Origin of the sequence: Mesorhizobium sp. M1E.F.Ca.ET.041.01.1.1 (genome assembly GCF_003997355.1) — a bacterium.
GTDB lineage: Bacteria > Pseudomonadota > Alphaproteobacteria > Rhizobiales > Rhizobiaceae > Mesorhizobium.
This window is the reverse complement of sequence record NZ_RZSL01000183.1, coordinates 1-10,270: the sequence shown is the minus strand read 5'-3', so window position 1 is coordinate 10,270 and position 10,270 is coordinate 1. Positions and strand designations below refer to the sequence as shown.

At 62.1% G+C, this 10,270-nt stretch carries 13 protein-coding genes and 1 pseudogene; 6 read left to right on the top strand and 8 right to left on the bottom strand.

Going from position 1 to position 10,270, the window contains the following annotated elements; translation table 11 throughout:
- Window positions 1–26: 26 nt before the first annotated feature.
- Window positions 27–302: a DUF1153 domain-containing protein gene (locus EOA38_RS16770; protein WP_006203587.1), complete on the top strand. Its 276-nt coding sequence runs from the start codon at window positions 27–29 to the stop codon at window positions 300–302.
- A gap of 104 nt (window positions 303–406) precedes the next feature.
- On the opposite strand, the gene EOA38_RS16765 is transcribed toward EOA38_RS16770, so the two are convergent.
- Window positions 407–1,333, bottom strand: coding sequence for an NADP-dependent oxidoreductase (locus EOA38_RS16765; RefSeq protein WP_126092286.1), 927 nt, complete (start codon window positions 1,331–1,333; stop codon window positions 407–409).
- A gap of 89 nt (window positions 1,334–1,422) precedes the next feature.
- Between EOA38_RS16765 and EOA38_RS16760 the strand changes: the two genes are divergently transcribed.
- Complete coding sequence (locus EOA38_RS16760) at window positions 1,423–1,827, top strand: helix-turn-helix domain-containing protein (protein WP_126092287.1); 405 nt, start codon at window positions 1,423–1,425, stop codon at window positions 1,825–1,827.
- Window positions 1,828–1,913: 86 nt separating this feature from the next.
- Here EOA38_RS16760 and EOA38_RS16755 read toward each other — a convergent pair whose 3' ends face one another.
- Window positions 1,914–2,291 (bottom strand): flagellar export protein FliJ, encoded by a 378-nt coding sequence (locus tag EOA38_RS16755; protein ID WP_126095789.1) that lies wholly within the window; start codon window positions 2,289–2,291, stop codon window positions 1,914–1,916.
- A 448-nt stretch (window positions 2,292–2,739) separates the two neighbouring features.
- Here EOA38_RS16755 and ctrA point away from each other — a divergent pair, with 448 nt between their 5' ends.
- Entirely contained in the window at window positions 2,740–3,435 is a 696-nt protein-coding gene (ctrA, locus tag EOA38_RS16750) for a cell cycle two-component system response regulator CtrA (RefSeq protein ID WP_006203583.1), read from the top strand.
- Between the two features lie 69 nt (window positions 3,436–3,504).
- Here ctrA and EOA38_RS16745 read toward each other — a convergent pair whose 3' ends face one another.
- Entirely contained in the window at window positions 3,505–3,873 is a 369-nt protein-coding gene (locus EOA38_RS16745) for a response regulator (protein WP_126092288.1), read from the bottom strand.
- Window positions 3,874–4,107: 234 nt separating this feature from the next.
- Entirely contained in the window at window positions 4,108–4,737 is a 630-nt protein-coding gene (locus EOA38_RS16740; protein ID WP_126092289.1) for a histidine phosphotransferase family protein, read from the bottom strand.
- Window positions 4,738–5,082: 345 nt separating this feature from the next.
- On the opposite strand from EOA38_RS16740, the gene EOA38_RS16735 reads away from it, so the two are divergent.
- Together EOA38_RS16735 and EOA38_RS16730 are read left to right on the top strand one after the other, a co-directional pair.
- Window positions 5,083–5,664, top strand: a complete 582-nt coding sequence (locus EOA38_RS16735; protein ID WP_127299723.1) for an EipA family protein — start codon at window positions 5,083–5,085, stop codon at window positions 5,662–5,664.
- 140 nt (window positions 5,665–5,804) lie between these two features.
- Window positions 5,805–6,950 carry a hypothetical protein gene (locus EOA38_RS16730; RefSeq protein WP_127299722.1) on the top strand — a complete coding sequence of 382 codons (1,146 nt, stop codon included), beginning with the start codon at window positions 5,805–5,807 and terminating at the stop codon, window positions 6,948–6,950.
- A 41-nt stretch (window positions 6,951–6,991) separates the two neighbouring features.
- Here the strand turns inward: EOA38_RS16730 and EOA38_RS16725 are convergent.
- A pseudogene (locus EOA38_RS16725) lies at window positions 6,992–7,731 on the bottom strand (RNA methyltransferase).
- Here EOA38_RS16725 and EOA38_RS40965 point away from each other — a divergent pair.
- Window positions 7,702–7,836, top strand: a complete 135-nt coding sequence (locus EOA38_RS40965) for a hypothetical protein (RefSeq protein ID WP_281060104.1) — start codon at window positions 7,702–7,704, stop codon at window positions 7,834–7,836. The pseudogene EOA38_RS16725 and the gene EOA38_RS40965 overlap by 30 nt on opposite strands.
- Before the next feature lie 6 nt (window positions 7,837–7,842).
- Here the strand turns inward: EOA38_RS40965 and EOA38_RS16720 are convergent, their stop codons facing one another.
- The 3 genes from EOA38_RS16720 to EOA38_RS16710 all read right to left on the bottom strand — a co-directional run.
- Window positions 7,843–8,181 carry a metalloregulator ArsR/SmtB family transcription factor gene (locus tag EOA38_RS16720; protein ID WP_126092293.1) on the bottom strand — a complete coding sequence of 113 codons (339 nt, stop codon included), beginning with the start codon at window positions 8,179–8,181 and terminating at the stop codon, window positions 7,843–7,845.
- A gap of 173 nt (window positions 8,182–8,354) precedes the next feature.
- Window positions 8,355–9,116: a HugZ family protein gene (locus EOA38_RS16715; protein WP_127299721.1), complete on the bottom strand. Its 762-nt coding sequence runs from the start codon at window positions 9,114–9,116 to the stop codon at window positions 8,355–8,357.
- A gap of 56 nt (window positions 9,117–9,172) precedes the next feature.
- The coding region (locus EOA38_RS16710) for a CaiB/BaiF CoA-transferase family protein (protein ID WP_145965981.1) at window positions 9,173–10,270 on the bottom strand (1,098 nt) is incomplete at its 5' end.

Here is a 10,270-nt window from a genome sequence, read left to right as displayed (position 1 = left end):
CTTTGAGTTTTTAGTAGAGAGTACGAATGACCGATCTGGTTAGACCTAGAGTCAAGTATGTTATAGGGCCCGACGGCAGCCCGCTAACGATAGCCGACCTGCCGCCGACGAACACGCGGCGCTGGGTTATCCGGCGCAAGGCGGAAGTGGTCGCGGCGGTGCGCGGCGGACTGCTCAGTCTTGAGGAAGCCTGCCAGCGCTACAAGCTCACCACCGAGGAATTTCTCTCCTGGCAGGCGTCGATCGACGAATATGGCCTTGCCGGGCTGCGCACGACGCGAATCCAGCAATACCGGCACTAAAGCGCCTCGCGATCTTTCAGATTCGCTCCGTGCGCTCTAGGTTTTTGATTTTACGCATGTCTTTGTCCCGAAACCGGCTCCCACTTTCGGGAGACATGCTTTGGTCAGACCGTTAGCACGACCTTGCCGATCGGCCGGGTCGCAAGGAAGGCATGGGCTGCGCCTGCCTGATCGAGCGGGAAGGCTTTCGCCACGTGGGCCGACAGCTTCTTGGCATCGACCAGCCTGGCGAGTTCGACAAGGCCCTCGCGGTCGGGCGTCACCGACATGCGCTCGACGCGGATGTTCCGCTCCTTTGCCTTCGCCTTTGTCGTGTCGTGGACATTGAGCAGCGAGACCAGCACGCCACCGTCCCCCAGCACCTTAAGCGACTCCTCGGCGTGGTCGCCGCCGACAGTCTCCAGCACCAGGTCGAAGCCGCCGGCCTTCTCAGTGAAATCACCCTTGGTGTAGTCGAGGACCTCGTCGGCGCCGAGCGAGCGAACGAAGTCGAGCTTGCCCGGGCTGGCGGTCGAGACGACATGAGCGCCGCGTGCTTTGGCGATCTGCACAGCCAGATGGCCGACACCACCAGCCCCGGCGTGGATCAGCACGCGCTGGCCGGACTGAATGCGGCCGTGCCGGACGAGGCCTTGCCAGGCGGTAAGGCCAGCCAGCGGCAGCGCCGCGGCGTGGACATGATCGATGCCGGCAGGCTTGATGGCGATCTCGTCCGCCGGCGCGGCCGCGAGATCGGCATAGGCTCCGACCTGTTTCGGAAAGCGCGGCATGCCGAACACATCGTCGCCGACCTTGAAGGCGGTCACGCCGGCGCCAAGCGCCTCGACGGTTCCGGAAATATCCCAGCCGAGAATGAAAGGCGGCTCGCCAAGCAGGGGGTAAAAGCCGCCGCGCACGGCGCCATCGACAGGGTTGATGCCCGCCGCCTCGACGCGGACCAGCACCTCGCCAGGCTTGGGCGAGGGGTCTGGCTGCTCGGCGACGAAAAGGACGTCGGGTCCACCGACGGAGTTCTGGATAACGGCACGCATCAAGGTCTCCCATGAATGAATATGCCGCTATCATTTGGATAGTAATATTCTGTTGTCTAGTATGTACCTTTTCTATATATAGGTACCTCATGGATAGTGATAACTCCACCCCCTTCGGCTACGATGCGTTCCGGCGCACCTGCCCGTCGCATACCGTGCTCGAGATGCTGGCCAGCAAATGGGTTTATCTGACCGTCTGCGCGCTAAGGCGCGGCCGGCTGCGCAATGGCGAACTGGCGCGCAAGATGGAAGGCATCACGCCGAAGATGCTGACCCAGACGCTGCGTGTGCTCGAGCGCGACGGCCTTGTCCGGCGCGAGGTCTATCCGGTCATCCCGCCGCGGGTTGAATATGAGCTGACGGAGCTCGGCCAGAACCTGGCGGGACTGCTCAGCCAAATCCGGTCATGGGCGGAAGAGCATGCGCCCGACATCAAGGATGCCCGCGCGCGGGCATCGGCGAACCATCAGGACGATATGGCAGTGCTGCCTTGAAGCGGGGGCGCGGGCGGGATTTGTCCCGGCGCGGGTTTCAACAGCGATGCCGGCGGGCACCGGCGTTGGGGCGAATAGCGATCCACTCAGCCGATCATGGCGCTGCGGCCGCCCACTTCCGCGTCGCGGATCTTGCTGTCGCGCGATTCCAGCATCTCCGCCTTGGAAAGCTCCGCTTCAGCTTCGCCGAGTAATGATTCGGCCGTGGTTCGCTGCTGGGCGAGGTCGCCCTGCGAGTTCCTGAGGTTGTCGCGGCGCAGGCGCGCTGCCTTGGCGAAGGTCGGGTAGGCAAAATGGTTGATGTCGGTGATGCCGGCTTTTTTCTCTTCGGCGACGATCTGCGCCTCCAACTCGACGGCCATGCGCTCGAACTCGGCGATCATCATGTCCAACTGCAACAGCTGGCGCCGTTTCTCATTCACCTGAAACTGCTTCAGCCGAACGAGGTTTTCACGTGACTTCATGACTCGGTACTCCCGGAAACGCACACCTGCATATCGTCCCATCAGCCTGGAAAGGCCCAAGCGTCACCCGTTTCCCCCGGCTTTCCCAACGCTATGGGAAACAAAGCCCTAAAGATTTTTGCCGGCGGTAACCATTCGTTTACGGGCATTGTTAATCATACGGGCGAGGACTTAAGGCCGGGTAAAAATTCCGGCTGCGGCGGGAAGCCCAGGCCTGCGAGTCTCTGGAGTCACTTAGGCTGACTAATTAATGTGGTACATGAGCGATTTGGGTCTGTGATTCGTTATTAGATTCAAGTGGGTGTAGAAAGGGGTTAAAAAATCTGATATCGTGTTCGGCACGAAATTAGGATTTGTTAACCAGTCAGTGGCACCTTCTGTTCAGGCAATCACTGCTCCGGTCCCGGACGGGTCGTGACGCGGTCCGGCAGCAGAAAAGGGGAATGAAATGCGTGTTCTGCTGATTGAAGACGACAGTGCAACCGCACAAAGCATCGAGTTGATGCTGAAATCGGAGAGCTTCAACGTCTATACGACCGATCTCGGCGAAGAAGGGGTCGATCTCGGCAAGCTCTACGACTACGACATCATCCTTCTCGATCTCAACCTTCCCGACATGTCGGGCTACGAAGTGCTGCGCACGCTTCGCCTCTCCAAGGTCAAGACGCCAATCCTGATCCTCTCCGGCATGGCCGGCATAGAGGACAAGGTGCGCGGCCTCGGCTTCGGCGCCGACGACTACATGACCAAGCCCTTCCACAAGGACGAACTGGTGGCACGCATCCATGCCATCGTGCGCCGCTCCAAGGGCCATGCCCAGTCGGTCATCACGACCGGCGACCTGGTGGTCAATCTCGATGCCAAGACGGTCGAGGTCGGTGGCCAGCGCGTGCATCTGACGGGCAAGGAATACCAGATGCTGGAGCTGCTCTCGCTGCGCAAGGGCACGACGCTGACAAAGGAAATGTTCCTCAACCATCTCTATGGCGGCATGGACGAGCCGGAACTGAAGATCATCGACGTCTTCATCTGCAAGCTGCGCAAGAAGCTCGACGCGGCCTCCGGCGGCCAGAACTATATCGAGACTGTATGGGGTCGCGGCTATGTGCTGCGCGAGCCTGAAGACATCCGCGTCAGCGCCTGAGCGGAGCCAAGAAATTCATACGAAAAACCCGGCTTTGGCCGGGTTTTTCGTTTTTTGATATCGAAAAGCTCAGGCTGCGATCTTCAGGGAGCGGAAGCTCTCGAGTAACTGCGCCCGGTTGAAAGGCTTCAGCAGATAGCCCTGGGCGCCGGCGCGTTTCGCCCGCATGATCGAAGCGACGTCGACTTCGACGAGCGAAACCAGGATCTGCGGCTTGACGGGGCTTTCGATGGCGCGGATGCGGCGAATGAGGTCCACTGCCTGCATGTCGGCCAAGCCGCCGTCGACAACGATGACATCGGGCATTTCGGTGGAGCACATCTCGATCGCATCAAGCCCGTTGGCCGCTTCGATGACCAGGATGTCCGAACCGCCAAGGATACGCTTTGCAACTTTCCTGATGACGCTCGAATCGTCCACGAACAGGCAGCGCTTCATTTCCGGGTCCTCTTTGCCATCTGCCGAACCGGCAACCTCCGGTAACCGTGGGGCACCTTAGAGCAATCCGGTAAAGAAGCTGAAAAGCCGTTAGGTAAAGTTTTTCCAAAGAGGCGCGTTGCGCGCTTTTTCGCCGCCGAATCAATACACCTGCAATGGTAAGGATTGCCTCTCTGGCATTGCGAGCGGAAATATCAGTGGAATGAATACTTGACCTGTTCTTGGCCGTTGTCTTCAGGCCGCCGACAGCACGATCTCTTCGGCCGTCGCGTGAATCGAGATCGTCATGTTGGCCTCACGCGCCAAAAGCAGCGTGTAATAAGGCTGGACCGAGTGGGCGTCGATGGGCTCTTCGGGCTTGTGACCGGAATGCAGCTCGAGGAATTTTGGCGGCACGCGCAGCATCGGGCCGCTGGCCGACAGCGAAAAACGCGGCTCGGTCTCGAGGTTCTCCAGCGTGACCACCAGTTTGCCGCCGCGCGGTATGGCGGCATTGGCGACGAGAATGAGATTGAGCAGCAGCTTGACTTTGTTCTTGGGCAGCAGCGCGCGAGCCCCGTTCCAGACCAGTTCCGGCTTCTCATTCTTCAGAAAGGCAATGGCTACGGCCTCCGCGTCGCCGGTGTCGATCATCATGCCGGCAGAGCCGGCGGCGCCGAAAGCGATGCGGGCAAACTGCAGGCGCGCCGAGGCGTTCCTGGCGCTCTGGCGGATCAGCTTCATGGCGTCTTCGTCGGCGCCGCCTTCGTCGAGCAGTTCGAGGCCGTTGTTTATGGCGCCGACCGGCGAAATGATGTCATGGCATACGCGGCTGCACAGAAGCGCCGCCAGATCGGGCGCGGAGAGGGTGAAGAGCTCGGCCATCGGATAAATCCCTGCTAGTTCACATATTCATGGCCGAGCGACCGATTTTCGCGCCCGCCACGCGAATCACGCTCTTTCCAACGCCCTCTGAATACACAGCGCCCGCTTGTGCATCAACAAACCCGCAGCCGCGGTCGACGAAAATGGTGCGTTTACGCCTTGAAAACGAGGCTAAAGGGACTGTGCCGGGCCGCCAGCCTTCGAACCGCCATCTTCCTGCGCCAGCTTAATGGTTGAAAAAGGATTACGGCATAGTTTGCCCGTGATAGTCATCTCGAAGCGGCCGCCAAGAGCCGTAGGGGTACGAGGCGTCGGCGAAAGTGCTCCCTGACGGAGATTGGAAGCATGTTTTCCCGATTCTATGACCGGACTATCGTCCGCGTCCTCACCATGACGATCGCCCTCATGGGCGTCCTCATCTTCTCGACCTCCGCGTCGCGGGCCCAGGAATATACCGCCCAGGAGATCATCGATTCCGGCCATAAGTTCTTCGGCGCGACGTCGGGCGGCCTCGCCACCGTGGTCGAAAAGATCTTCGCGTCCTACGGCCTGCCCAACGGCTATCTGCTCGGGGAAGAAGGATCCGGCGCGCTGATCGGCGGCCTGACCTACGGCGAGGGCACGCTCTACACCAAGAATGCCGGCGACCATAAGGTGTTCTGGCAAGGCCCGTCGCTCGGCTGGGATTTCGGCGGCGAAGGGTCGCGCGTGATGATGCTGGTCTACAATCTGGACGACATCAGCAGCCTCTATAACCGCTTTGGCGGTGTTGCCGGTTCCGCCTATGTCGTGGCCGGCGTCGGCTTCAACGTGCTGCAGAGCAACAGGGTGCTCATCGTTCCGATCCGTACCGGCGTCGGCGCCCGGCTCGGCGTCAATCTCGGCTATCTGAAGCTTACCGAACGGGCGACCTGGAATCCGTTCTGAGCGGACAGGATTGTCACAACCGCTCGGATAAGCCTGATCGCGCCGTGGCAAGCTCTTGCCGCGGCGCTGGATTTCCGCCATGCCAAGGTGGCACAGTCGGGCATTGGCGGGTTGCCGCTTCGCATACGGATTAGTCCATCTTGGTCCAGTCGGTCCTGTTCTTCGCACTCGGCTTCCTCTGCGCCGTCTTCCTGGTGTCGCTGATCGCGCCGGCCGTCTGGCGGCGGGCCGTCGTCTTGACGCGCAGGCGCCTCGAAGCCTCGATGCCGCTGACACCTGCCGAGATCCTGGCGGAGAAGGACCGGGTTCGCGCCGAATTCGCCATGACCACGCGCCGGCTCGAGATGAACATCAAGAGCCTCAAGGAGAAGGCGGCCGAGCAACTGGTCGAGATCGGCCGCGGCCGCGAGGCCCTCAAAGGACTTGCGGTCGAGACAAAGGACAAGAACCAGGCGATTTCCGAGCTGCAGGCAAAGAACGCCGAGCTGCGGCAGCGCGAGGAGGAACTGCACAAACTGTCGGAAAAGTTGGCGCAAACGGAGCGCTCGCTTGAGAAGCGCGCGCTGGAGCTGCAAAAGCTGGAGCAGATGTATGACGACGCCAGCTTCGCTTCCAGCAACCGCCAGATCGAGCTCGTGGCCCGCGAATCGGAACTGGACAAGCTCGCCAACGACATTGCGGTGCTGCGCAGCCAGCGCAAGGAAGCGGAAAGGCGCAATCAGGAAGCCGCCACGGAAGGCAAAGCGGCGAGAGACGCGCTCAAGTTGGAAAAGAAGCGGGCAGCCGAGCTGGACAAGAAGGTCGAACGGCTGCTCGCGACGCTGGCCGACCGCGAGGAAAAGCTCGACCGGCGCGAGAAGGAGCTTGCCCGGATGCGCGAACGCCCAAAGCAGGCCCCCGCGGCAAACGGTGGAACGCACGATGCCGGCGAGGTCGAAGGGATCGACAAGGCTATCGCCAGGCTCGAGGGCGATCGGGAGCGGCTGGAGTCAAGGCTGACGGCGCTGGCGCGTGAGAACAAGCGGCTCAAGACCGATCTCGCTGCGCTTGAAACGGCAAGGCCCGAACAGGCAGGCGACGCGCGCCGCGCCGGTGCGGCGCTTCGCGAGCAGATGAATGAACTGGCGGCTGAGGTCGTCAACCTGACGATGAAGCTGGACGGGCCGGATTCGCCCATTGCCAAAGCCTTGGCGACTCCTCGCGACGGGCGGCAGGGCGCCGGCGAACGCGGCATCAGCCTCGCGGACCGCGTGAGGGCTCTGCAGAAGGCCAGCACGACCAACTGATCCTGGCAGTCGGCCAAGCGGCGCTCCCCCAGGTTGAGCGGCTATCGTTTCGAGAAGTGATGCAGGGCAATGGCCGAAGCGGCAGCGACGTTCAGGCTGTCGAAACCATCCGCCATGCCGATCCGTACAGTCCGCAGCCGGTTGAGCAGAGCTTCGGGCAGGCCTTCGCCTTCGGTGCCGAGATAGAGCGCCAGCCGAGGCGTTCTTTCCGCCGCGCGAATGTCGGTTTCGCCGCGCGGCGAGAGCGCGAACTGGGTGAAGCCAAGCCGGTCGAGCGTTGCGATCAAGCTCGTAGTGTCGCCGAAGGACGCGAAGGCAACCTTCAGCGCCGCCCCGACCGAAACGCGGATCGCCTTGCGATAGAGCGGATCGCAGCAGGTTGGATCGAGAAGCACGGCATCCGCGCCAAAGGCCGCGGCGTTGCGGAAGATCGAGCCCATATTGTCGTGATTGGATATGCCGACCAGAACGACGACCAGCGCGCTTGCGGGCAAGGCTTCGAGCAAAGCCTGCGCCGGCTGAGGAGCACCCCGAACGCCGATCGCCAATATGCCGCGGTGCATGTGAAGCCGGCGATACGGTCCATGACCTCGCCGCTGGCGACATAGACCGGAAAGCCGGCCGGCGCCTTGCGCAGGACGCCTTCCAGGCCGGCCAACCTGTTTTCGAGAATGAGGGCTGACTCAGCGGCGAAGCGCCCGGCCGACAAAAGAAGATCCAGCACCACCTTGCCCTCGGCGACGAAGCGCCCGTGGCGACCGATGAGATCGCGCTCGCGGATATCGAGATAGGCAGCGACACGCGGATCCTGCGGGTGGCCGATGGGAATGAGGTTCATGCAGATATCGCCGGCAAGATTGTCAGCGAGGTAAGGAGCTTTGTATAGGGCGGGTCAAGACCCGGCGCGGCGCATCTTATAGGCCATCTGGGACAGGTCGCCGTCGCCGAAAATGCCTTCCAGCATACGAAGCAGCTCGCGCACGGCGTCGGACTTGCAGGAATAGTAGATCATCTGGCGATCGCGACGCGTCTCGACGAGATCGAGCGCTCTCAGCTTGGCCAGATGCTGCGACAGAGCGGACTGGCTCAGCTGAACTTTTTCGGCGATGGCACCGACCGACATTTCGCCGTCGATCAGGTAGCTCACGATCAGCAGCCGCTTTTCATTGCCCATGAGCATCAGAAACGCTGCAGCCGATTCGGCATTGGCGACTAGCTTGCTCGAGATCATAGATCCCCCATGTTTTCTGGCTCATCCAGTCACCATGGGGGCAATGGTGGCTGATTCCACAATGTTCAGGTCAGGAAGCGCCGCTGAATCAGCGCTACAACGAAAGGTAGATCATTTTATCTAAATCTCAAGAGTTGCTTTTGAGCTGAGGCGATTAACTTTCGTTGCCGTGTCTAGCCGGCGGCGCGTCCGGCCTTTGCCATCTCGACCAGAACGGGCCGCAACTCGCGGGCAGCGGTGAGAGGCTGCGGAAAGAAGACCCTGCAGGCGCCATCCGCAGAAGTCAGGTCCATGCCGTCCGGATCGAAACCCGTCACAATCCAGCCATCGCCTTCGGCTCGGCCGAAATGGTGGGCATAAATGGCAATCGCATCGCGATGGTCGGCGTTCATGTGGTCAAGCGCGGACTGCTCGCCAGCCGCGAGTTCCTCGACGACCGGGCCGCTGGTGATCAGGTCGGCGCGATCGAGAAGATAGGCCTTGCCGAAGCCACCATTCAGGCTGGCGCGTTCGGGCTCGAGCCGGAATATCGAGAAGTCGCCAAGCCCGGCATAGAGCTTCGCTTTCGGGTTGCTGTTGAGGTAGCGCCGTTCGGCGCGAAGGTGCTCGGCCGATCCACGGTCCAGCCGCAGCGCCTGGCACGCCAGCGTGATGCGCGGGTGCGCGAGCGGATCACCCTTGCCGGGTTCGCCAAGCAGAAGCGAACAGCGCGGATCGGCGAGAAGCGCGCCGGTATGCGCGCCCAGCATCGAGACGAGGATGAGCGGCGCGCCGTCTATGTCGGTCGCCGTGCCGACCCGACTTGCCAGCGGCGCGCCCGTGCCAGGCTCGATCACCGCCAGCGCGCCAAAGCGGGCCGAGCGGATCAGCGTCTTCGCCAGCCTGACGGCCTCGGCATCGGTCTCGCGGATGACATCCTTCCTGGTCTCGGTCAAAGCGCTCACCTTCTTGGTCGAAACACTTTCAGGATAAGTTGATTTCTGTTCTCCGGTTATCGGTCAAACAGCCCGGACCTGACAAGGGCTTCGATTTCACTTTCGTCCATGCCGAAGCGTGCCAGCACGCTTGCCGGCTGACGGTCTGCAGCGGTTGGCGCCGCGGCAAGGGTCTGGGAGGCCTGCGAGAAACGTGGCGAAGGGGCAGGACGCTCGAACCGGTCGGACCTCACGAAGCTTTGCCTTGCGCGACTGTGAGAGTTACCCTTGGCCTCGGTCAGCGAAAGAACCGGCGCGACGCAGGCATCGGTCGCGGCGAAGACGTCGGCCCATTCATTGCGCGTCTTCTGGCTGATCCTCGCGGCAATGACGGCGCGCATCTCGGGCCACAATGTCCTGTCATATTGGCTGCCGACAAAGCGCTGGTCGAGCGGCAGCAGCCTGGCGAATTCGGCAAAAAAATGGGGCTCCAGGCAGCCGATGGCGACATGCCGGCCGTCCGCGGTTTCATAGGCGTCGTAGAAGGGCGCGCCGGAATCGAGCAGGTTCTCGCCGCGACTGTCGCTCCACAGGCCCGCCGCCATGTAGGCGTGGATCGGAGCCGCCAGCATTGATGCGCCCTCGATCATCGCGGCGTCGATCACCTGGCCCTTGCCGGTACGCGAGCGCTGGAAGAGGGCGGCCAGCACGCCGGCGACCAGCATCATGGCGCCACCACCCTGGTCAGCGACGAGATTGAGCGGTGGCACGGGCGGCGCTCCGTGCCTGCCGATGGCATGCAGCAGGCCGGCATAGGCGAGGTAGGTAATGTCATGGCCGGCGCGGCACGAGAGCGGTCCACCCTGGCCGAAGCCCGTCAGGCGGCCATAGATCAGCGCCGGATTGCGTTCGAGCGCGACGTCGGGTCCGAGGCCCAGCCGTTCCATGACGCCGGGGCGGAAGCCCTCGACGAGGATGTCGGCCTTTTCGGCAAGGCGCAGCAGAAGCTCCGCGCCATCCGGACGCTTCAGGTCGAGCTCGAGGATGGAGCGGCCGTGACGATCGAGGTCGTATGCTTCCGGCAAGGGCAGGAGCGGCTCATTGGCGTCCGCCCGTTCGATGCGCAGCACGTCGGCGCCCATTTCCGACAGCATCAGGGCGGCGACGTGCTGCGC